We start from the raw sequence: 21,249 nt of genomic DNA, 5'->3' as shown, positions 1-21,249 counted from the left end.
CATGTCAGAGCAAGACGTCCTGATTATTCTCGGAGCTGCGCGCTCGGGCACGAAATTCTTACGAGACACACTCGCTCGCGCCGACGACGCCGGCGCGATAGATTTCGACATCGGCTATATCTGGTCAATGTATCACCCCCGCAGTAGACACGACATGCTCGATCCAGCGCTCCCAACTAACGCCCAGATAGCGAACATCCGCAAGACCATTCTTCGTTATTGCACACGCCTAAATAACGGCATACCGCCGCGCGTCCTGATCGAGAAATCAGTTACGAACTCGCTGAGCCCCGCATTCGTCAAACGTGTCTTTCCCGAGGCCCGTTTCATTCACCTTGTTCGCGACGGACGCGCAACATCTCGCTCGGCCATGAAGAATTGGATATCCCCCGCAGATACATCGCACCTAAAGCGTAAACTGCGTTTCGTGCCACCGCGCCAACTGGGATATGTGCTTCGCTATGGCATCAACGAAATTGCGCGGCGCATAACGCGGGCCGAAAATGGGCCTAAGCTCTGGGGGCCTCGCTATCCGGGCATTCTCGACGATACATTGTCTCTCCCCCTCCACGAGGTCTGCGCACTGCAATGGCGCCATTCAGTCGAAACAATCGAATCTTTCCTTGCGAAGCAACCGATGGAGACATTCTTCCAGCTCCGCTATGAAGACTTGATAACTGCGCCAAAGAGCATCGAAGATCTCATCGCCTTTGCTGAGATTCAGGACAAGACTTCCGTCCTCGATTACTATAATCAGACCGTTATTCGAGGAGCCGGCCCGAATAAGTCGGTTGGATCAATGGATCCGATCGAGAAAAGAATTCACGATATTTGCAGGGAAACAAACTTACGATTCGGATATCATTGAGCTTACTTCCTTTGCTTCGCGCCCTTTCCATCTAGCGGTGGAACTATGGTCCCAGAAAAATTTAGAACCGAGACTCAGAAATTCCGATTCAAACGAGGCAAAAAATAAATTTTGGGCATCGGACTCATAGAATTCGATCCACAGCCTGACGGATGCCAGTTTGATCAACTGCATGAAAATTCATGATGTCTTTTCGTATCGGGTTGCGATGCGGCGAAACGAGGCTTTCAGTCGTCCAAAGAACCGCTCGATTTTATTGCGTTCTCGGTAGATTTTCGCATTAAATTCCGTGGGCAGTTTGTGGTTACTCTTGGAAGGTATCACGTCGATAGCGCCTTGCTCTCAGATCATGTTTCTGATCCAATCAGCCTCATATGCCTTGTCCGCCAGCACAAGTTGACTGGGCTGCAGCTTGTCGGGCAGCGTCTTGCACGGCGGTGCATCATGGGCCTGGCCAGGCGTCAATTCATATCGGATCGGCAACCCGTCCTGATTGGTAAGCACATCTATTTTCGTCCCTAAACCGTCCCGTGAACGACCTGAACAGCGGCGCGGGTCTTTTTTTGAGCGTGGTGGCAGAATGATGCGCGCGCACGCTGGTCCCATCGACCATCACCATATCAACGTTTTGAGCGTTGGAAATGGACTCCATGATCCGATCCCTGTGGCCCGCATAGCTCCACCGGTTGAAGCGGTTGTATACCGTAATCGGCGGGCCGTATTGTTCGGGGAGATCAGCCCAAGGAATGCCGGAGCGCAGGACATAGAAAATGCCGTGAATCACATGGCGGTCATCAACACGATTTTTGCCCCTTGTCGTGTTGGGCAAGACCGCCTTGATGAATTCCCATTCAAGATCGCTCATATCTGATCGCGCCATTTATCTCCTCCCGCACTATGTCCGTCCGGTAGTGAATCACAAGACTATGCCATCAAACAAGAATTAGTGAGTGTGCTATCTAGTTCCAGGTATTTTGGGTCCTGTGCGGCCGGCACGATGAAGCGGCACCACCTACTAGGTAGTCCGAGCGGCTAGCTATTCCCATGTGTACAATAGAATTGGGATCAAGGCGTTAGCATTTCGCTCAATGTCAGAATCGCTGTAAAAAGCGTTTGCCTGCCAACATTAACGATCACCCAACTGACAGCAGTATATTGACGCTGTGAATTTAAATTGCGACGGTCACCACGCATACCGAGCACGTCGCCCCAAATTTTTTACTAGTCCATCGCCGCCGCGCATCATACGACAACTCGCGTGAACATTACGGGAACAGATCCACCTCCGTTCCACAAATCACGTAAAATTCCATCTGCGGGAAATACAGATCAAAGTAAATACAATTACTTAAAAGACGCCGACCAAATCGGCTCCGATCCCTACCTCCAGAGCTCTGACTGTCATAACAGTGCCTGAACCGCCTATCGATTTAAGCGAAGTAAACCGCGTTTCGGTCGGCATTTCTTTTAGATAACTCGATCAATCACCCTGTCTTTAGTAAGTCACCCACTCATATCCGTGGTTGCCTTCGTGATCTTCCCATTCAACGCCTACCCCTCGCCGCCAACTCGATGGCAAACAGCGGCGTGATGGCAACACCCATTGCGGGGCGGCTGCGGGTGTCGTGCGTTGCCACCTGAATTCACCCTGCGCACCGTAAGTCCCTAGCCGAATATTGTAGTTCTCTGAACAATCATCGTCGCTGCCACTTTCGCGATGACGGTAATGGCGAACATCCCAGACACGGATTGAGCGCACGAAATCGAACTCCAAGCCACTGATGTCGATGTCGGCACCGCCTTCAACCACCTGAGCCAAAATGATTTGGCCAAGCGTCTGGCTTGATTGGTTGCTGGCTTCCCAAACTCTTGGGGCCGTGTTTTGCAATGGACCACTCATTGAAGCGGCCATAGGGCAACGCCAGATTTGTAAAGGCGGTTCAATGGGCCAGGGCGTGATCCGACGGATGAACACGGCACGGGCATGAGCACACTCTGCTGACGCGGGCCACCCACCAGCCAGGCAAAGCAGAATGGCGCAGTCGACCTGATAGGCCTTAGCCGCCTGCGGAGCTACACTGGTAAGAAGAGCCACTGCAGCTCCCAAAACCCAATCACTGACCAACCGACGCCACATTTCAATTATATCCTATTATCTACATAATTATATTATTGTTACTCTACGACCAACCTCAACCTTTTCACCATATGCGAGCATTGCGTTTATGATGTTCGCGCGCGCTTTGTGGAATATATTCCGTAGAGAGGCTCTCGTGATCTGGCCGAATACAGGTCATGAAATTACGGGACCGAGTAGGGCTAAATGTTCGGAATCTAAGAAATTCCAGAGGATTGAGCCAAGAACAATTAGCTTTAGCTGCGGACGTTGATCGCAGCTACATCAGCGAGATCGAACTCGCCAAAAATTCAGCATCAATCGATGTTCTGGAGCGGATTGCTGATGCTCTCGACGTCGATGCCAAGGTATTGTTTAACGAGAGGGGCTAGTTATGCCCGAATTTGAGAGTGTTCGCGAAACAGCCGAAGCAATCGGCCGCATTACGTGCATCAAAACTGGCGAAGAAATCGGTCTGCTTTATCAATGGGACAACGGCGAGATGCAGGCTGCATTGGACGAAGACAACTCAAACGAATTGCCAACCTCCCAAAGTAGCGCTGTTGAACCGGATATTGGCGCAACGCGCAGCTAACGGCGACAATGAGCCCTCTTTGCAGGACCACTGCAATGCAACTAAAGTCCGCTGTCAGGTGACGCTCAAAAACCTTCAACAACTGGTTTCGTTTTGAACGATTTTTTGGCGGGATCAATTGGGGTGATTTTCGAGCGTGCTACAAACGGCTGTTTTTGACATGGAGCTATACTTTGTGGTTGGTCACGTCTTGCACAATTGGCTAGAAACTTGTCAGGAGCGTTAAGTATAAGGTTAGCGTAATGTCTATCAAACCTAGGTGCAGAGGTTTCTACAAACATCTATGGTCGATGATTATCGCTTTGGGGCTGATATTATCCATATACGGTGCTTGGTGGGCACTACGGCACGGTTGGGCCATCACATGGATAATCGTGGTTTTCATTGGTTTGGCGGCTATTTATCTGATAGTTGCCCAATGGGCCTTGAAGAAAAATTGGGCAATCGATCTGTCCACATTCCAGTGGCAATCCGCTCCGATTGCCGCCGGCGCTATGCTCATGGGGTGGACAACTTACACTGAAAATTTGGCTCAAGAATCGAATGCCATCCTTTTAGCCGTAGGGGCAGTTTTCACTCTATTCTCGAGTTTTACTCTAGCTGAATCCTTCCACCCCGAACGCCCTAAAACACACAAGAACTATGATAAGAATGGCCAATCCAAGAGGATATGCCTTTTCTTTCAGGTTTTTCTTATTGAGGGCGTTCTGGCCTTCCTATTGGGGCTTCTGGTAGCCTCACAGCAATAATGCGACCTTTAATCCACTAGTAAAAGTAGAAGTGCGCGGGCAGTCATCATGGAGCTTTCGCACCTTTTTGTCGCTCTCGTTTCATGCTTAAGTCACCTCTGATCAAACGCCGCTAAATTGCCAATTACCAGCGTTGTGTATCTTTCTTAAACGGCTGTTTTTTGAACGGTCCACAAAAGTGGTCATTGGGGCACTTGCGGGAAAAGTCCGTTTCGTCCGCTCTGCAGACTTTCATTGCCAGGCTTTGAACGACAGCTTTCTTTACAATCAAGGTAAGTATCATTCCGCTGCGCGGCTCTGAAGCTCCAAAACACGCACATAGTCTTCACTGACCTCGCGGGCTTGCTCGAAGGCCTCTCGCCTCTGCTGATCTAGGCAACGGAAATACTGCTCAACATCGGCAAAATACGTCTCGGCATCGCGCCTCAACAAATCTGCATAGGCGCACACATCATCGGAATTGGCCGGAAACCATGGCGACACAGGCCGCAGGCAACTGCCTACGATTGCGACTGATCCCCAACTCAGCGCGACTAAGATCACCCATGTTTGTTTCAAAAGTGCCATATTATCTTGGCTCATCCACTCCGTTGCAGTAAATTTATTTCAAAGCATGATGGGAGCAATAATACAAAATACTCCCATTGATTACAAAACTATAATATTGTATTGGGTCGGTAGTCCATGAGGGGCTGCCGGGCTAATGCACAATTCTGCAAGGCTCGATCCTATGAATTTGATGCAAGACGCCCCCAATGTTGTTAGTGAAGATGGGCTGCGCACGCTGCTTGCCGAGGGTCATTCGGCGGATGTTGTGTGCCGGGTTACGCCCAAACGTACAGGTGCTCAGTGGTCCGGGGTTTGGACCGTGCATTGCGTCTCGCCTGATGGCGAGACGCGTCGCCTGCTCGTCACCGCGCGCAACAACATGGAAGCCCGAAAATTTAAGACAATCAATGGCTTGTCCAGTTTTCTTGCTGGGCTTGGTGTGTCAATCGTCTCGATCCCTATGTTCGAAGGCAAGGTCGCCTCTCACAAATTGGACGACGCGGGCTAAACCACTTGCCGTCCTCGCGGCATTCCTTGCTGCCCCAGCCTATTCTGAAGGCTTCGTGCTTTCCATGCGGGCCGATGGCCAGCTGGAGACCAAGGCACCCCAATCAGGTTTTGCGCAAAACTATGTCGACGGGATTGGCGCAAACCCACCAGAGCTGATCGTTTTCGCAGCGCCTGAGGCTGTAGATCCGCCTCCTGCACCCGCCCGCGTTGTTCCCCGCCCCGAAATCCTCGCAGCCCTTGAAAGCACCGCGCATCGCTATGGCGGGCACCCCGCGCTGCGCCGGGCTGGTCTGTCGGTGACAGAATGGCAGGCCCTTTTCCAAGCCAATATCGAGATCGAAAGCGCCTATCGCGCAAACGCGCGCAGCTCTGCAGGCGCGATTGGCCTCGGACAGTTGATGCCCGCGACGGCCGCGCAGCTCGACGTAGATCCGTATGATTGGCAAGCCAACCTCGATGGCTCTGCCCGCTACCTTCTGATGATGTTGGCGCAGTTCGGCACACCCGAACTCGCGCTCGCGGCCTATAACGCGGGACCAGACGCGGTCGCGCGCTATGGCGGCATCCCTCCCTATCGAGAAACCCAAAATCACGTGCGCCGCGTCATGGCCGTGCGTGATCGACTGACTGGAGCCTCCTGATGCACATTCAATTCCGCTCGATCCTTTCGCTGGCTTTGGCCAGTTTGATGATTGCCAAACCGGCCTTTGCTCAGAGCATCGACCTCTCGCCGGTGCAGAACCTTCTGCAAGGCATTGTCGACACGATCACCGGCCCCTTGGGCATTGTCATCGGCACCTTGGCCTTGATCGGTGTGTTCTTCTCCTGGCTCTTTGGCATTCTGGATTTCCGCCAAGCCCTCTGGGTGCTGGTTGCCATTGCAGGCATCGCGGCCGCGCCAACCATCGTGACCGCCATCTGGGGCGCGTAAATCTGACATGGCTACGCAAACCCGCCTCTTCCTCGGCCTAATCCGGCCGCCAAAGCTCATCGGCTTGCCGATCATGTATGCCATGGTTTGGCTATTCGGGTTTGTGTTGCTGTTTCTTTGGGTCCAGAGCTGGCCGGTGATCGTCATCGCCGCTCTGGCCTATCCCGCCCTTTGGAAAGCGGCGGATTGGGATCCGGCCTTTCTTGAGGTGATGGTCACTGCCCTGCAGGAAACGCCGCCCACGCCGAACCGCAAGATCCATTCGGGGGACAGCTATGCTCCGTGATCCGTCGGTTGATCTTGCAACGCTGCCGGACTGGGCGCGCAAAGAGCGCCCGATGGCCAGCATGCTGCCCTATGTCAGCCTGGTGAATGACCTGACGATCCGCACGCGCGGCAATGCGCTGTTCCAGTGCATCCGTCTCGATGGCGTCAACAGCATGACCAGCGATGACGCGCATCTGGAGAAGATCCGCGCGCTCTTCGCTGCGATCATTGCGCAGATTGGGCCAGAGTACAGCTTCTACGTCCACAAGGTCTCAAAGGCGATCGAAACCGGCTTGCCACCAGTGCCCAATGAGGGGTTTGCACAAGCGCTCGACACCCGCTGGCAAACGGCGATGGCGCGGTCCGGTCTACGAGACAAGACTCTCACGCTCACGGTACTGAAACGTCCTCCCCTCGGCGCGCGGCTGCGCCTGAAGCGCTCAGACTCGATCGCTCAGCTGAAAGACCAGACGGCCAAGCAACTGCGCAAGCTCGAGGAGGTCGTCGGTTTTCTGCTGTCATCTTTTGCTGAGATGCATCCGCGCCTGCTCGGTGCTGAAAGCGGCGAACTTCTGGGATTTCTCGGGTCGCTCAACATCGGTCAGGAGCGACCGCTCTTCGCAATATCCCGCTTTGGCGTCATTGCCGAAGATGTGGCCAACACCCGCGTCACGTTTCAGGGGCGAAGCTTCACGCTCGACGATGGGACGGCGGGCACGCGGTTTGGCACCAGCTTTGCGATCAAGACCTATCCGGCCAAAACCAACTGCACCATGTTCGATGAGCTGAACCTGCCTGTCGACATGGTGGTCACGCATTCTTTCACGCCGATCAACAGCAACATCATGGCCAGCCGGATTAAGCGTCAACAGCGCCTTATGAAAGCCAGTGATGATGGCGCAATTTCCCTCGCCGAAGAACTGGTCGACGCGCTGGACGATCTCGAATCCAAACGGCTCAGCTTTGGCGATCATCACATGACCGTCACGGTTTTCGCCGAGACCGAGGAAAAGCTGGAAGCAATTGCCGCCGAAGTGCGCAACATCGCCGCCAGTGAAGGCGTCAATCTGGTCAATGAGAGTTTCGCCGCCCGAACCCATTATTTCGCGCAGCATCCGGGCAACGGGCAGATGCGTAGCCGTAAGGCCGCCATCACGAACACGAACTTTGCCGACCTCGCAGCGCTGCATCGCGGTCAACTGGGGAAATCCGGACACAACGTGCCTTGGAGCAAGCCGATCACTCTCTTCCCGACGCCCGAACGCTCGGGCTTCCTGTTCAACTACCATGAGATGGGTCAGCCGGACAGAGAGCCAACCGGTGGACATACGTTGATTCTTGGTCGTCCTGGCTCCGGCAAGTCGGTTTTGTCAGCCTTCCTCATGACCCAAGCCCGCCGCTGCGAAGCGCGCGTCTTTGTCTTTGACTACCGCACGGGCATGGAAATGGCGGTTCGAGCCAATGGCGGGCGCTACAGCGCCATCAAGGCGGGCGAAGCAACTGGTCTCAATCCGCTCCGCACAGAAATCGATGGGCGCGGGCAAGCCTGGCTGTCTGATTGGCTAGCCACGCTGCTTCATCGCGCCGACAAACCCCTGAGCCCTGTTCAGATCAACCGCATCCAAGAAGTGGTGCGCCAGAACGCCGAGGCGAGCGATGCCGCCCTTCGCAACTGGCAGGACCTAGCCTCACTCTTTGTCGCCGGGGCGGACGAAGGGGACCTGTTCGAACGGGTCCAGGAATGGACCGCAGACGGCCGATATGGCTGGATCTTCGGTCAAAGCGCGGAGGATACCTTTTCGCTCGATGGTGATGTTGTTGGGTTCGACCTGACCGGCATTCTCGACAGCGAAAGCGAGAAAGAGCGCATGGCGGTCCTCTCCTACCTGTTTCGGCGGGTGGAGCGCGTGATCGAGGATCGGAAGCCCACGTTGATCGTCATCGATGAGGCCTGGAAAGCACTCGACAACCCGTATTTTGCAGACCGGCTGAGCAACTGGCTTGTGACCGCGCGCAAACAGAACGCGGTTGTCGTGATGATGACCCAATACGCAAGCCAACTTGAGAAAACACGCACTGGCAAAACGATTGTCGAGGCTGTGCCGACGCAGCTCTTGCTTCCCAACATCCGCGCCTCGGCCAGCGATTACACCATGCTGGGCCTCACTGAAAAAGAGCTGAGCGTGCTCCTAGGAACGGGTAGTAACTCCCGTCTGGCGCTGGTGCGCGACGATCAAGGCTCGGTGGTGATCGACGCTGATCTCAGCGCCCTTGGCCCATACCTCACGATCCTTGGCGGCATGGAAAAAGGCGAAGCGCTGGTCGGCGCGGATTATCGCCGGAACCCTGATTTTTGGAGACAGATTGATGCGTAGACTTGGCGTGCTGACCCTCACCCTTTTGACCCTGACAGCCTGCGCGGAATACCGGCCGTCGGAAGCAAAATGCTTCAACTCATTTGCCGAGGTCAGCCGCAGTAACTGCAATTTCGAGCTGCTCGGGCCGATTGGTGGTCTCGGTGAGTAGGCACCGCCTGCATATCCTTGCGGGCTTGGTGTGGTTCGCTGCGCCAATGGCCTTTGCCCAAGGCGTGCCCACATTTGATGCGGGTATGTTCTTGCAGCGCGAGCGCGTGTTGCAGCAGGGTGAACAAGATCTGGCGCTCCAGCGGGATCGGCAGTCCAAAGAAGAAGAGCTAAAAGAGCTCGAACAAGAACAACTCCAAGCGCTGGAAGACATCCTCGATGCCACGACGCTTGCCAGCGGAAATTCAGGCGCGCTGGTCGCAAGCTTGGAAGCGGGTTCATCACCTGAAAGCGCCGCAGACACGCTCTATGGTTCGGTCGACCCAAACCCTGGAGCTGCCCATTTGTTCGGTGATGCCTCTGGCTCGATCGAACAGCTGATCATTCGCGCCGCTCAGGAAACGCACAATATGTCCGGCGTGCGCGCTGCGGGGCTGTCGCCCAAGCAATGGCGCTGTCTGTTGCAGGCGCTGATCTGGCAAGAAAGCCGCTTCACCATCGGCGCGCGCTCCCCTGTCGGCGCATTCGGCCTGACCCAGATCATGCCCGGCACGGCTCAGGATCTCGGGATTTACCCGGCCTACTATGAAAACCCTTACATCCAGGTCACTGGCGGCGCGCGCTATCTGGCGCAGATGCTGGCCATGTTTGACGGCAACATCATTCACGGGCTCGCCGCCTACAATGCCGGTCCCGGCAATGTGCAGCGCTACGGCGGCGTGCCGCCCTTTGCTGAGACCCAGCACTACGTTGAGGTCATTCCTGAGCGCTACAATCTCTACCTCGCCCGTGTCGGCGGCGTTGATGCGCTTGGCACCATAGATCCGGTCCTTCTCGCAAATTCCACCATGAGCCTGACCTCTTTCGGTGCAGGGATCTATGGCGATTACTCCTTGATCTCCGTGCAAGCGGCCGCGCTTCGGGTGCAGGACATCATCACCCGCATTGGCGAAACCGACGACATTCACGCGGCCATGTCGCTCAACACCTATGCGCGGGCCGAACTCGCCCGTTTGATCGCAATCCGCACGCGCCTCAAGGCAGCCCATACCCGTCCACTTAGCGCCGCAGAGCTGGCCATGGCGGCCGCGCAGGCACGTGAACAAGACTTCATGCAATTCGATCTGGAGGCCCTCCGATGATCCGCTTTCTTTCTGCCGTCGCCACCTGCGCCTTGCTGGTGGCGTCCCCCGCATCTGCCCAAGGCGTGCCGACGGTCGACACCCGTAACATTGCGCAGGAAATTCGCCAGCTGCAGCAGATGCTGGAGGATTTCGGGATCCAGACCGATCAGCTCGACACGCTTCTCGAACAGCTTGACTTGGTGCAGCAGCAACTCGACTCGCTTAACGAGACCTACGCCGCCCTGACCGGCGCGTCGGATATCATCGAGATGGCCATGGGTGGTGATCTTGACGGCCTGCTCGATCAGGAATTCGGCGATCTCCTCGGCACCATCCGGCAAATCCAGAGCGGCGATTTCAGCGGGCTCATCGGCAATGCCGCCCCTCAGATGGAGGGCCGCATGACGCAAGCCCTCGAAGATGCGGGGTTCGACCAAGATACCCTCTCTGACATGGCCAGCAGCGGCAATCCGGGGGCTGAGCGCATTGCCAGCCAGGCGGGCACCGGGGCCGTGATGTCGGCGGCCGCTGAGAACAGCTATGACGAGGCCGCGCAATCCCTCGAACGGGTCGAACAGCTAGTCTCATTGATCCCGGACATGGAAACGCTCAAGGAGGCTGTCGATCACAACACACGCGTTACAGCCGAACTGGCGATTGCCATGACGCGCATGTGGGAACTCGAAGCCATTCAGACCGTCGGCGCGGGCCAGTCCGGCGTGTTGGATGCCGCCACGCTGGCCGAAGAGCGCCGCTACATGGACTTCACCTTGCCAGAGCTGCGCGCGGACTGATCCTATGAACAGTGAGGCAGAAATCATCGAAGAAGAGCTCGTCTACGGCGCACGACGACGCGAGCTCTTGTGGCAGAAACTGGGGCTGACAGGCATGGCGTTTGGCATGGCAGGTTGCCTCGCCGCTGCCCTCGTGGCCCTGTTCGATGTGGACCCGCCGCCCATGATCGTGCCCTTTGATTCTGAGACCGGCATGGCCCTCCCCAATGCCGTGGTTGAGGCGGTCTCACTCACGGAACGCCCCGCTATCATCGAGGCACAGGTCTACCGCTATGTCATTGATCGAGAGACGTACAATCAGCTCGACAATGATGTGCGGGTGCGGCGGGTCCTGGACCAGTCGGACGGCGCGGCCGCTGCTGGATTGCGCGCGCTTTGGACCAGCGGCCATGAGGCCTATCCGCCCGACAGCTACGGCACAGATGCACGTCTGGATGTCGAGGTTTTGTCGATCACCCATATCAGCGCCAACCGCGCTCAGGTGCGCCTGCGCAAGCGGCTGAACTCGCCGCGTGGCAGTCAAAACGGGCTCTTCACCGCAACGCTAATGTTTGAGTTTCGTCCAGAGAACAGCCGGTCGATCGACGATGTCTGGCAGAACCCTTTCGGCTTCACCGTCACCGAATATGCGATCCGCTCGGATCGTCTGGAGTAACCAATGCGTCGCCTGTTCCTGATCCTCGCCTTCCTAATTCCGCTTGCTGGCACCGCCTATGCTGAAACCCAGCCGCGCCAAGGCCCCTATGATGCACGCGTCCGCCTGGCCACCTATCAGGATGGACAGGTCTACCGCATCCGCACCAGCCTGACCCATGTGACCAGCATCGAGTTCGGCCAAGGCGAGACCATCCGCTCAATCATTGCTGGCGATACCGAAGGGTTCCTTTTGGACGGCGTGCCTGGTGGCCAGGCCTTTGCGATCAAGCCCGTCTCGCGCGGCGCGCATACAAACATCACCGTCTACACCAACCGGCGCAGCTATTATTTCAACGTGACCGAGGCGAGCTCGCCGACCTTCTACGTTATTCGCTTCACCTATCCCGAGGCGGCACCACGACAATCCCGAGTCGCAGCGAACGCGCCAGCAAACCACGCCTATGGCGTCAGCGCGCGGTCCGAGATCACCCCACGCGAAATCTGGGACGACGGCACTTTCACCTATTTCCGCTTTGCCGCAAACGCGCCGTTGCCCGCAATCTTTCGCTGGTCTGCTGGCAATGAGCGCAGTGTGAATGCTCTGGCCCGACCTGATGGTGTGATCCGTGTGTCAGGTGTCAGCGATCGATGGGTTCTCAGGCTCGGTGAGGATGAAATCTGCGTTCAAGAGATGAGCGAGGCAAATCAGGATGAGTGAAACAGCTGAGCTGAAAAGGCGCCTCAAAGCACTTGAAGGCAAACCACAAGATCCTAAGGCACGGCCGTCTATTGTTGCGATTGCCTTGGGCATTGCGGCAATCGCGGCCCTTGGCGGCCTCTTGCTGTTGTTCTCTGGCGACTCTGAACCCGAAAGCCTGGAAACGGCTTCACCGGATGAGTTCCAAGCGGCGGGACCGGGGTTTGGCGCGCTCGAGCCCACGCCTGCACCGATAGACACATCACCGCCGCCGGAGCCGGAACAAGACAGCGAAACAGAAGAGTTGCGCGCGCAAATGGATGCCATGCGGTCCGAGCTTGAAGCCCTGCGCAACGCACCTGCGGCCGAAGCCCCTGCTGTCGACACAGAAGCGCTGAACACCTTGGGAGCAGAGATCGACGCCCTGCGCAGTGAGGCCGCCGCAACTCAGGCCGCTTTGCGCGAAGAGTTGGAAGAACGCGCGCGGCAAATCCAGCGCCTGCAGAACGATCTTGAGCTAGTGCGCCTTGAAACCCCGCGCTCCCCCGCACCAACCGGCCCCACGGCCGAGGAGCAGCGTCTTCAAGAGCTCGAGCGGCGGCGGCAAGCCGAACTTGAAGAGCTACAAGCCCGTATCGCCAGCCCAATCATCGCCTTTGGCGGCTCGGGTAATGGCACCAATGAAACCGCCGCACAGCAGAGGCGGCTTGATGGCGACACAGATTTTGTTCGAAATGGTGCAGAACCCGCAGAGGTGACGCAAGCCCAGTTGATCGTGAACCCGTCAAACACCGTCGTTCAGGGCACAATGATTCAGGCCGTGCTGGAGACAGCGATCGACAGCTCACTCGCTGGTCAGGTCCGCGCAATGGTGTCTGAAGATGTCCACGCATTTGACGGCTCGCGGGTCCTTATCCCGCGCGGCGCGCGTCTGATCGGGCGGTATCAATCTGGCCTCGACATAGCGCAACGACGCGTGACGATTGCTTGGGATCGGATCATTCTGCCAAGCAACCAGACCGTCGAAATCAGCGCCTTTGGCGGGGACGAACTGGGGCGGTCCGGCACAAGCGGCTTTGTCGACAGCCGTTTTGGCACGCGGTTCGGGTCAGCCGCCCTGATATCGCTGATCGGAGCCTTGCCTGCTGTTGCAGCCCAGAACACCGAAGATGAGATCGCCTCTGATGTTCTGGAAGGCATTGGCGAAGACCTTCAAGACAGCGCGCAAAGCGTGATTGGCGAATATCTCTCCGTCTCGCCCGTGACCTATGTCGACCAAGGAGCCCGCGTCACCGTTATGGTTGATCGCGATCTGGAGATTTTCTGATCATGGTGGCCAGCTATCTGCAAAGCTCGATGGACAAGATCCCTGAGGCGCGCGATCCAAAGCTGATCGAGCTTTGCATCAATCCTGACGGCACGTTGTGGGCCGAGTTTCAGGGGGATCATTTCATGCGACCCCTCAATCGACAGCTCTCACCCAACGAGATCAAAGACCTGGGCAATCAGATTGCTTCCGCCGCGAACACCACACTCAGCCGGACCAAACCGATTGTATCGGTCAGCATCACCTACTGTGACCGCCCAATCCGCGCGCAAGTCATCCAGCCTCCCGCCGTTGATGGCGATTATGCGATTTCGCTGCGGTTCTTTGCGGACCTGCCGCTGGAGCAGATCAAGCTGTCCTATCTCTTCAGAAAAGAACGCAGCAACGAGGGCGCAAGACGCAAGCGCAATGCTGAGCTGCGCGATGTCGTGGCCACGGGCGACATTGATGCCGCGATCAAGTTTTGCGTTACCTACAAGCTCAACATGATCGTGGCCGGCGGGACCTCCACTGGCAAGACCGTCACGGCGCGAAAAATCCTTTCCTTCGTCCCCGCTGACGAGCGCATCATTACCATCGAAGAAGCCGCCGAGTTGCGTCCGACGCAGCCCAATGTCGTCACGCTAATGTCTGACCGGGATGAAGCCACGCGCAGCGCTGATGTCCTGCTGACCTCCACGCTGCGCATGCGGCCGGACCGTATTGTCCTAGGCGAAGTGCGCGGCAAAGAAGCCATGACATTCCTCGAGGCCATCAATACGGGGCATGGTGGCTCTCTCACCACGCTCCATGCTGAAACACCTCAGTTGGCCGTGCAGCGCCTCGCCATCGCCGCCCTGAAAACCGATGTGCCTATGACCTACCAGGATATGAACGACTACATCACCCGCTCCATCGATGTGATCATCCAAGCCGGTCGCCATGAAGGCGCGCGCGGCATCACCGAATTTTACCTGCCGGTTGACCATGACCAACAAATCGAGCCCCATTCAAAGGAAACCGCCCATGTTTGAATACAAGATTGAAAAGATCAACACCGCCAAGACTAAGCCACCGAAGATCGAAGCACAGCTGACCGCCCTTGGCCAAGATGGCTGGGAGTTGGTCTCCGTCGTGCCGGATTTCGACGGCGAGCACATCCTGAAGGCCTTCCTGAAACGTCGCACTGGTGACAGCGCCTAAATCCAACCGAGGAGGAATTGATGGGCGTTGTCACCTGGATGGTAGAGACAACCGACAACTTTCTGGACGACGCGGCCCAAACCACATTTGGCAACGTCGCTGGGCAACTCGGCGGCGTCATTGCCGTGGCCTCGACGCTCGCCGTGATCGGCGTCTTCCTCAACATGGTGTTTCAGTACAAGTCCATGGACGGGCGGACCGCCTTCTGGTTCGCACTCAAGCTCATGCTGATCTCCCTCTTTGCAATGAATTGGGTCCAATTCAACGCGGTGGCCAGCGCCCTCATCAACGGGCTCGACCAGCTCGCGGGCGGCATGGTGGCTGGGCTTGGCGGCGGCGGTGCGGGTGCGTCTTATTTCGCCGAGGCTTTCGACGACCTCATCGAAGAATTTGGCGACTACCTGAACGCGGCTGGTGACAACATGCATTGGATGGCCGGAGCCCTGATCGGCGCGATCGGCGCTTTCCTCCTCGGCGTCATCGGGGCGCTTTGCGGCCTTGTCCTGATCTTCGCAAAGATCATGCTGGCCTTCATGATCGGCATCGCCCCCATCATGATCGCACTTTCGCTTTTTGATGTCAGCAAGGACTATTTCCACCGCTGGCTGTCCAGCACGGTATCCTATGCTCTCTACCCCCTCGTGATCGCCGGGGTGTTTTCCACGGTCGTCGGCATGTCACGTTCGTTGATGGCCGAGCTCGGAGACCCCTCCGGCGCGAACAACATCGGCGCACTGGTGCCCTTCTTCATGATGATGTTTCTCGCAGGCGGCATGATCATCGCCACCCCGCTGATCGTCCGCTCTATCTCTGGCAACTTCATGATGGCCGGACCGCCGAGCATGACAGGGCCTAGCAGTTTCACCAAAGGCTTGATCGGCACAAAGGGCTCACGTGCAAGGACACGTTTTGGGAGTAGGTCTAATGCGGAAATTGCGGGGGTTGGGATACGGCAGGCGGGCAGTGCTACTGTTTCTCTGGTTCAGAAGATTGCGGATCGGGCGAAGCGGTTGGAGTGAAATCGGCCCAATATCTCTATTCTTGGCGCACCTCCAACCAACATTCATTTTCATCACGCGTTCCTATATGTTCACCCCATGACCACCTTCGAATCCCACTTCCCTCCAATGGCATCCCGCACCCATGAGGTTTGCGGACCGTCGGCGATGGCGTTTGCTGTTGCACTTGGTGCTCGGTTGGGCGGCAAGGTGCTGTGGGTCCGTAAGGCATGGCGTGGCGAGCAAATCAATCCGGCTGGGGTGATCCCCTATCTTGATCCGCAACACCTGCTTTTGGCACAGGCTCCGAGCCACTTGGATGTGCTTGCTAGCGCCGAAGAAGGTCTGCGTTCTGGCAGTGTCGCCTTGGTGGTCATGGAGCTGACCCAGCCCGTTGGCCTGACTGAAGGGCGGCGATTGCAGCTTGCGGCTCAAAGCGGAAAAACAATGGGCCTTTGCATTCTGCCCGAGGGGATGGGCAGCAATGCCGCACAAACTCGGTGGCATTGCTCCCCCGTTTTCGATCCGCAGGGACAGACAGACTCGACTCTCCAGCGGTGGAAAATTATAAAGAACAAATCAGGAACATTAAAAGCGTGGAATGTGAAGTGGGATGCGCAAACGCGTCGTATCAATGTGGTTTCCGAGGCTGCCCAGCGATAGGGTTCTACGCGCACGTGCGCAGGTCACAGCCAACGACAACCGTCCCTTTGTGCTCACACATCACGAGAAAAACACTGACCGTATCTATTGCCTGAACCGCGCCGCCGAGGCTCAAGGCCTGCACCGTGGCATGGGGTTATCGGATGCGCGGGCCTATTGTCCCGACCTGCAAAGCCAGCCCGCCGACACGGTTGCCGATGCGCGGTTTTTGCAAATGCTCGCGCGGTGGAGCAAGCGGTATTGCCCTTGGGTGGGCCTTGATGGCGCGGATGGGTTGATGCTCAACATCACGGGGTCGGCACATCTGTTCGGTGGCGAGGCGGCGATGCTAGACGACATGCGTCACCGCCTCGCACGCGCGGGGCTAAGCGGCCATATCGCGGCGGCCAACACACGCGGGGCGGCCTGGGCGCTCACCCATTACGGGCGCTCCGCCCAAGACGACATTCGCACACTGCCCGTTGCGGCACTGCGTCTTGATGCCAAGACGGACACGGCCTTGCAACGTCTCGGGTTGCGCAAGATTTCCGACCTTCTCAATCTGCCCCGCGCCACGATTGCGCGTCGTTTCGGTCCTGATGTGCTGTTGCGTCTGGATCAGGCTATGGGGGCGCAAGATGAGGTCATCACCCCCTTGGGCGAGGTGCCACATTACGGTGTGCGCCTCACATTACCCGACCCGATTGGCTTGGCGGCAGACGTGATGATGGGGACAGAGCGCCTTTTGGCACGACTGTGCGAAAAGCTCAAAGAGCAGGACATGGGCGCGCGCCAGTTGCAACTCACCCTGCGCCGCGTCGATCAAGGCGCGCAACAGGTCGAACTGCGTCTTGCCGCCCCCATGCGCGATGCTGCGCGGATTTTGCCGCTGTTCGCACGCGGTGTTGATGCAGTGGATGCAGGCTATGGCATTGACCAGATGCGCCTTGAGGCCACGCAGGTGGAGCCTCTCTTGCCCGCGCAAATCACGACGAACACGGCGGCGCGTCCCGATGGATTGGACGACCTCATCACGCGGCTAGGAAACCGCATCGGGCTGGAGAATATCCAGCGTTTTTTGCCCGCCGATAGCCATATCCCCGAGCGGAGTTTTCAGATCGCCCCTGCGGCCTACAGCGAAGCGCAGGGCGCATGGTCGCGCCATCGTCCACGCCCGTTGAAACTCTTCTCCCCCGAACCGATAGCAGGCATGGGTGCGCGACCGCCCGCGCGTTTCCGCTGGCGGCGCATGGCGCTCACCACCGGACGCAGCACAGGGCCTGAACGCATCGCGCCAGAATGGTGGCTGCCTGATGAGGCCTGGCGATCGGGCGTGCGTGACTACTGGCATGTCGAGACGCGAGAGGGGCGACGGTTGTGGCTGTTCTACACACCGCAAAACCCTGGATGGTTTGTGCATGGGGAGTTCGCATGAACGCTCGCAATCCATCGCTGGACCCCGGATACGCGGAACTGTGCTGCACATCCAATTTCACCTTCCTGCGCGGCGCATCGCATCCCGAGGAGTTGATCGCCCGCGCAGCAAGCCTCGGCCTGACCGCCGTGGCCATCACCGACCGCAACTCGCTTGCGGGCGTGGTGCGGGCCTATTCCGCGCTCAAGGAATTGCGCCGCGAGTTTGGCGACGATGCCCCGCTGCCCAAACTGATCATCGGGGCGCGTCTGGTCCTGCGCGACAGCGACACGCATTGGCTGGCTCTACCGCATGACCGTGCCGCCTATGCGCGGCTAACGCGGTTACTCACACTCGGCAAGCGCCGCGCCCCCAAAGGTGCGTGCTACCTCGACCTGCGCGACATTGCGCAAGGCGGCGCGGGAATGAGCCTCATTGCCCTGCCCCAATCGGCCTTGCGCGCAAGTGCCCCCGAAATCGCCACACTCAAAAAGCAATTCCCCAAGGACGTGTTTATCGGCGCGGCCCCGCGCTATGACGGCAGCGACCAGCAACATTTCGACGCCGTTGCACGGCTTGCGCACCGCACCGCCGCGCCGATGGTGGCGGTCGGTGATGTGCTCATGCATCACGGATCGCGTAGGCAGTTAGCCGATGTTTTAACCTGCATACGTGAAGGCATCACGATTGACCAAATCGGCACCCGCGCGTTGTTGAACTCCGAACGGCGTCTCAAAGGTGAGGCCGATATGGCGCGACTCTTTGCGCGTCATCCCGCAGCTCTGCGCCGCACGGTAGAGATCGCGGCACGGTCGAGTTTCTGCCTGTCCGAGTTGAGCTATGAATATCCAGATGAGGTCGCGGGGGACGAGCCACCCCAAGAGCGTTTGGCGCGGCTGGCGCGTGAAGGGCTGCGCACTCGCTACCCGAACGGCGCACCGGATACGGCCATCGCGCAGATGAACAAGGAGTTGGCACTGATCAAAACGCTCGACTTCCCCGCCTATTTCCTCACCGTCCATGACATTGTGCAATTTGCCCGCTCCCAAGGCATCTTGTGCCAAGGGCGCGGTTCGGCAGCCAATTCGATCCTGTGTTATCTACTCGGCATCACCGACGTCAGTCCCGAGACCATCACTATGGTGGTGGAGCGCTTCGTCTCCGAGCATCGTGGCGAGCCGCCCGATATTGATGTGGATTTCGAGCACGAGCGCCGCGAGGAAGTCATCCAACACATCTACGCCAAATACGGACGTCATCGTGCGGGGCTATGTGCCACGGTGATCCATTTCCGCTCACGTGCCGCCATTGCGGAGGTGGGCAAGGTGATGGGCCTGTCCAAGGATGTCACGGCCAACCTGTCAGGGCAGATTTGGGGATCGGGTAATGGCGGTGCAGACCCTGAGCGGGTCAAGGAGTTGGGCCTCGATATGAGCGACCCGCGCCTTGCGCTGACCATCAAGCTCATCGGGGAGATCATCGGGTTCCCGCGCCACCTCAGCCAGCACGTCGGTGGATTTATCATCACCAAGGGACGGCTGGACGAACTCTGTCCGATTGAAAATGCGACGATGGAGGATCGCACGATCATCGAATGGGACAAGGACGACATCGACGCGCTCGGCATTCTCAAGGTCGACATTCTCAGTCTCGGAATGCTCACCTGCATCCGCAAGAGTTTCGATCTGATCGCGCAGCATAACGGCCCGAGCTATAGCATTGCGACCATCCCGCAAGCCGATGCGCCGACCTTTGACATGCTCTGCGCGGCTGATGCCATTGGCGTGTTTCAGGTGGAAAGCCGCGCACAGATGAACTTCCTGCCGCGCATGAAGCCACGCGAGTTTTATGATCTGGTGATCGAGGTCGCCATCGTGCGCCCCGGGCCGATCCAAGGCGGCATGGTGCATCCCTATATCAATCGCCGCCAAGGCAAAGAGCCTGTCACCTTCCCCTCCGACGCGCTCGAAAAAGTGCTCGGCAAGACCCTCGGCGTGCCACTGTTCCAAGAGCAAGCCATGCAAATCGCCGTGGTCGCGGCGGGGTTTTCGCCCTCCGAGGCCGACAAGCTACGCCGCTCCATGGCGACGTTTCGGCGGATGGGCACCATCGGCCAGCTACGCGATAAATTCATCAACGGCATGTTGGAGCGCGGCTACGAGTTGGCCTTTGCAGAGAGCTGTTTTTCGCAGATTGAGGGCTTTGGCGAATACGGGTTTCCCGAAAGTCATGCCGCCGCTTTTGCCATGCTCGCCTATGTCTCCGCATGGCTGAAATGTCACCACCCTGCCGCCTTTGCATGCGCGTTGCTCAACTCCCAACCGATGGGGTTCTATGCCCCCGCCCAAATCGTGCGTGACGCCCGTGAACATCAGATCGAGGTGCGCCCCATCTGTGTGAACAACAGCGATTGGGACAACACATTGGAACGCCGTGCTGATGGATCGCTGGCGCTCAGGCTCGGCTTTCGTCAGATCAAAGGCTTTCGCGAGGAAGATGCCGCGTGGATCGTCGCGGCGCGTGGTAATGGCTATCCTGACCCCGAGGCGCTGTGGCTGCGCGCGGGGATTTCACCTGCGGTGCTGGAACGGCTGGCCGAAGCGGACGCCTATGCGGGCCTCGGCATGGGGCGGCGCGATGCGCTCTGGGCGGTGAAGGCAATCACAGGCCCCAAGCCGCTACCGCTGTTTAACGATCCGATCGAAGGCGAAGGCATACATGAGCCATCCGTGACCTTGCCCACGATGCACCTCGGAGAGGAAGTGGTCGAAGACTACGTCGCCATGCGCCTGTCGCTCAAAGCCCACCCGATGGAGTTACTACGCCCCGATATGGACGGGCTGACGCCCCACGCGGCACTCCCCGATGTGCCTCTTGGCCCGATTGCGGGGCGGTCTATTTCTGTCTGTGGCTTGGTGATCACGCGCCAGCGCCCTGGCACCGCGTCAGGCGTGGTGTTCTTAACGCTGGAGGACGAGACGGGTGTGTCGAACGTGGTGGTCTGGAAAACAGTCTACAAACAGTTCCGCCGTGCCGTCATGGGGGGGCGGTTGCTGCGCGTCACAGGCGTGGTGCAGCGCGAGGGCATCGTGGTGCATCTCATTGCGCAGCACATCGAAGACGTCTCGCATCGCCTCAGCACCCTCGGCCATCCGATGGACGGTGCGGTTGGCGTGACCGAGCCACAAGCCGACGACGCCCCGCGTTCACGCCCCCAACCCCGCGCCATGCACCCGCGCGATCAGGCGAAGCGGTTGTTTCCGAGCAGGGATTTTCATTGAGATAGTCGCTGCGACGCAAAATGTTCTTCGTCGTAGAAAGTGGA

23 protein-coding genes and 1 pseudogene are annotated in these 21,249 nt (G+C 57.9%); 21 read left to right on the top strand and 3 right to left on the bottom strand.

Annotation, left to right across the window (positions count from 1 at the left end; genetic code table 11):
• Window position 1: 1 nt before the first annotated feature.
• Window positions 2-868, top strand: coding sequence for a sulfotransferase family protein (locus ACN0TS_RS07235; RefSeq protein ID WP_417258660.1), 867 nt, complete (start codon window positions 2-4; stop codon window positions 866-868).
• 114 nt (window positions 869-982) lie between these two features.
• On the opposite strand, the pseudogene ACN0TS_RS07230 reads toward ACN0TS_RS07235, so the two are convergent.
• Together ACN0TS_RS07230 and ACN0TS_RS07225 are read right to left on the bottom strand one after the other, a co-directional pair.
• Window positions 983-1,748 (bottom strand): annotated as a pseudogene (locus tag ACN0TS_RS07230) (IS5 family transposase); the annotation flags it as partial.
• Window positions 1,749-2,363: 615 nt separating this feature from the next.
• The gene (locus ACN0TS_RS07225) at window positions 2,364-2,768 is read right to left on the bottom strand and encodes a hypothetical protein (RefSeq protein WP_417258659.1); all 405 of its coding nucleotides are present in this window, start codon (window positions 2,766-2,768) and stop codon (window positions 2,364-2,366) included.
• Window positions 2,769-3,163: 395 nt separating this feature from the next.
• Between ACN0TS_RS07225 and ACN0TS_RS07220 the strand changes: the two genes are divergently transcribed.
• The 3 genes from ACN0TS_RS07220 (at window position 3,164) to ACN0TS_RS07210 (ending at window position 4,328) form a co-directional block, all read left to right on the top strand.
• Window positions 3,164-3,376, top strand: coding sequence for a helix-turn-helix domain-containing protein (locus tag ACN0TS_RS07220; protein ID WP_417258658.1), 213 nt, complete (start codon window positions 3,164-3,166; stop codon window positions 3,374-3,376).
• Window positions 3,377-3,378: 2 nt separating this feature from the next.
• Window positions 3,379-3,579, top strand: coding sequence for a hypothetical protein (locus tag ACN0TS_RS07215; RefSeq protein ID WP_417258657.1), 201 nt, complete (start codon window positions 3,379-3,381; stop codon window positions 3,577-3,579).
• Window positions 3,580-3,821: 242 nt separating this feature from the next.
• Entirely contained in the window at window positions 3,822-4,328 is a 507-nt protein-coding gene (locus tag ACN0TS_RS07210; protein WP_417258656.1) for a hypothetical protein, read from the top strand.
• Window positions 4,329-4,607: 279 nt separating this feature from the next.
• On the opposite strand, the gene ACN0TS_RS07205 is transcribed toward ACN0TS_RS07210, so the two are convergent.
• The gene (locus tag ACN0TS_RS07205) at window positions 4,608-4,910 is read right to left on the bottom strand and encodes a hypothetical protein (protein ID WP_417258655.1); all 303 of its coding nucleotides are present in this window, start codon (window positions 4,908-4,910) and stop codon (window positions 4,608-4,610) included.
• A gap of 148 nt (window positions 4,911-5,058) precedes the next feature.
• Between ACN0TS_RS07205 and ACN0TS_RS07200 the strand changes: the two genes are divergently transcribed.
• The 17 genes from ACN0TS_RS07200 (at window position 5,059) to ACN0TS_RS07120 (ending at window position 21,205) form a co-directional block, all read left to right on the top strand.
• Window positions 5,059-5,385, top strand: coding sequence for a hypothetical protein (locus tag ACN0TS_RS07200; protein ID WP_417258654.1), 327 nt, complete (start codon window positions 5,059-5,061; stop codon window positions 5,383-5,385).
• Window positions 5,386-5,449: 64 nt separating this feature from the next.
• Window positions 5,450-6,028 carry a lytic transglycosylase domain-containing protein gene (locus tag ACN0TS_RS07195; RefSeq protein ID WP_417258653.1) on the top strand — a complete coding sequence of 193 codons (579 nt, stop codon included), beginning with the start codon at window positions 5,450-5,452 and terminating at the stop codon, window positions 6,026-6,028.
• The gene (locus tag ACN0TS_RS07190) at window positions 6,028-6,318 is read left to right on the top strand and encodes a TrbC/VirB2 family protein (protein WP_417258652.1); all 291 of its coding nucleotides are present in this window, start codon (window positions 6,028-6,030) and stop codon (window positions 6,316-6,318) included. The genes ACN0TS_RS07195 and ACN0TS_RS07190 overlap by 1 nt, the downstream gene beginning before the upstream one ends.
• Window positions 6,319-6,325: 7 nt before the next feature.
• Window positions 6,326-6,604, top strand: coding sequence for a type IV secretion system protein VirB3 (locus ACN0TS_RS07185; protein WP_417258651.1), 279 nt, complete (start codon window positions 6,326-6,328; stop codon window positions 6,602-6,604).
• Entirely contained in the window at window positions 6,594-8,960 is a 2,367-nt protein-coding gene (locus ACN0TS_RS07180) for a type IV secretion system protein B4 (protein ID WP_417258650.1), read from the top strand. The genes ACN0TS_RS07185 and ACN0TS_RS07180 overlap by 11 nt, the downstream gene beginning before the upstream one ends.
• Window positions 8,953-9,111, top strand: a complete 159-nt coding sequence (locus ACN0TS_RS07175; RefSeq protein WP_417258649.1) for a hypothetical protein — start codon at window positions 8,953-8,955, stop codon at window positions 9,109-9,111. Before ACN0TS_RS07180 ends, ACN0TS_RS07175 begins: the two co-directional genes overlap by 8 nt.
• A gap of 46 nt (window positions 9,112-9,157) precedes the next feature.
• The gene (locus ACN0TS_RS07170) at window positions 9,158-10,252 is read left to right on the top strand and encodes a lytic transglycosylase domain-containing protein (RefSeq protein WP_417258744.1); all 1,095 of its coding nucleotides are present in this window, start codon (window positions 9,158-9,160) and stop codon (window positions 10,250-10,252) included.
• On the top strand, window positions 10,249-11,028 hold the full coding sequence (locus ACN0TS_RS07165) for a type IV secretion system protein (protein ID WP_417258648.1): 780 nt from the start codon (window positions 10,249-10,251) through the stop codon (window positions 11,026-11,028). Before ACN0TS_RS07170 ends, ACN0TS_RS07165 begins: the two co-directional genes overlap by 4 nt.
• A 4-nt stretch (window positions 11,029-11,032) precedes the next feature.
• Complete coding sequence (locus tag ACN0TS_RS07160; RefSeq protein ID WP_417258647.1) at window positions 11,033-11,683, top strand: virB8 family protein; 651 nt, start codon at window positions 11,033-11,035, stop codon at window positions 11,681-11,683.
• A 3-nt stretch (window positions 11,684-11,686) separates the two neighbouring features.
• Window positions 11,687-12,382 (top strand): TrbG/VirB9 family P-type conjugative transfer protein, encoded by a 696-nt coding sequence (locus tag ACN0TS_RS07155; protein WP_417258646.1) that lies wholly within the window; start codon window positions 11,687-11,689, stop codon window positions 12,380-12,382.
• Window positions 12,375-13,688 (top strand): TrbI/VirB10 family protein, encoded by a 1,314-nt coding sequence (locus ACN0TS_RS07150; RefSeq protein ID WP_417258645.1) that lies wholly within the window; start codon window positions 12,375-12,377, stop codon window positions 13,686-13,688. The genes ACN0TS_RS07155 and ACN0TS_RS07150 overlap by 8 nt, the downstream gene beginning before the upstream one ends.
• A 2-nt stretch (window positions 13,689-13,690) precedes the next feature.
• Window positions 13,691-14,701, top strand: a complete 1,011-nt coding sequence (locus tag ACN0TS_RS07145; RefSeq protein WP_417258644.1) for an ATPase, T2SS/T4P/T4SS family — start codon at window positions 13,691-13,693, stop codon at window positions 14,699-14,701.
• The gene (locus ACN0TS_RS07140) at window positions 14,694-14,870 is read left to right on the top strand and encodes a DUF4177 domain-containing protein (protein WP_417258643.1); all 177 of its coding nucleotides are present in this window, start codon (window positions 14,694-14,696) and stop codon (window positions 14,868-14,870) included. The genes ACN0TS_RS07145 and ACN0TS_RS07140 overlap by 8 nt, the downstream gene beginning before the upstream one ends.
• A 20-nt stretch (window positions 14,871-14,890) precedes the next feature.
• On the top strand, window positions 14,891-15,889 hold the full coding sequence (locus ACN0TS_RS07135; RefSeq protein ID WP_417258642.1) for a type IV secretion system protein: 999 nt from the start codon (window positions 14,891-14,893) through the stop codon (window positions 15,887-15,889).
• 78 nt (window positions 15,890-15,967) lie between these two features.
• Window positions 15,968-16,531, top strand: a complete 564-nt coding sequence (locus ACN0TS_RS07130; protein WP_417258641.1) for an ImuA family protein — start codon at window positions 15,968-15,970, stop codon at window positions 16,529-16,531.
• Window positions 16,503-17,945 carry a Y-family DNA polymerase gene (locus tag ACN0TS_RS07125; protein ID WP_417258640.1) on the top strand — a complete coding sequence of 481 codons (1,443 nt, stop codon included), beginning with the start codon at window positions 16,503-16,505 and terminating at the stop codon, window positions 17,943-17,945. The genes ACN0TS_RS07130 and ACN0TS_RS07125 overlap by 29 nt, the downstream gene beginning before the upstream one ends.
• Window positions 17,942-21,205 carry an error-prone DNA polymerase gene (locus tag ACN0TS_RS07120; protein WP_417258639.1) on the top strand — a complete coding sequence of 1,088 codons (3,264 nt, stop codon included), beginning with the start codon at window positions 17,942-17,944 and terminating at the stop codon, window positions 21,203-21,205. Before ACN0TS_RS07125 ends, ACN0TS_RS07120 begins: the two co-directional genes overlap by 4 nt.
• The last annotated feature ends 44 nt before the right edge of the window (window positions 21,206-21,249 follow it).

The organism is Celeribacter sp., assembly GCF_048266405.1.
Classification (GTDB): Bacteria; Pseudomonadota; Alphaproteobacteria; order Rhodobacterales; family Rhodobacteraceae; genus Celeribacter.
The sequence above is the reverse complement of the archived record's forward strand: the minus strand, read 5'-3'. Positions and strand labels throughout refer to the sequence as shown.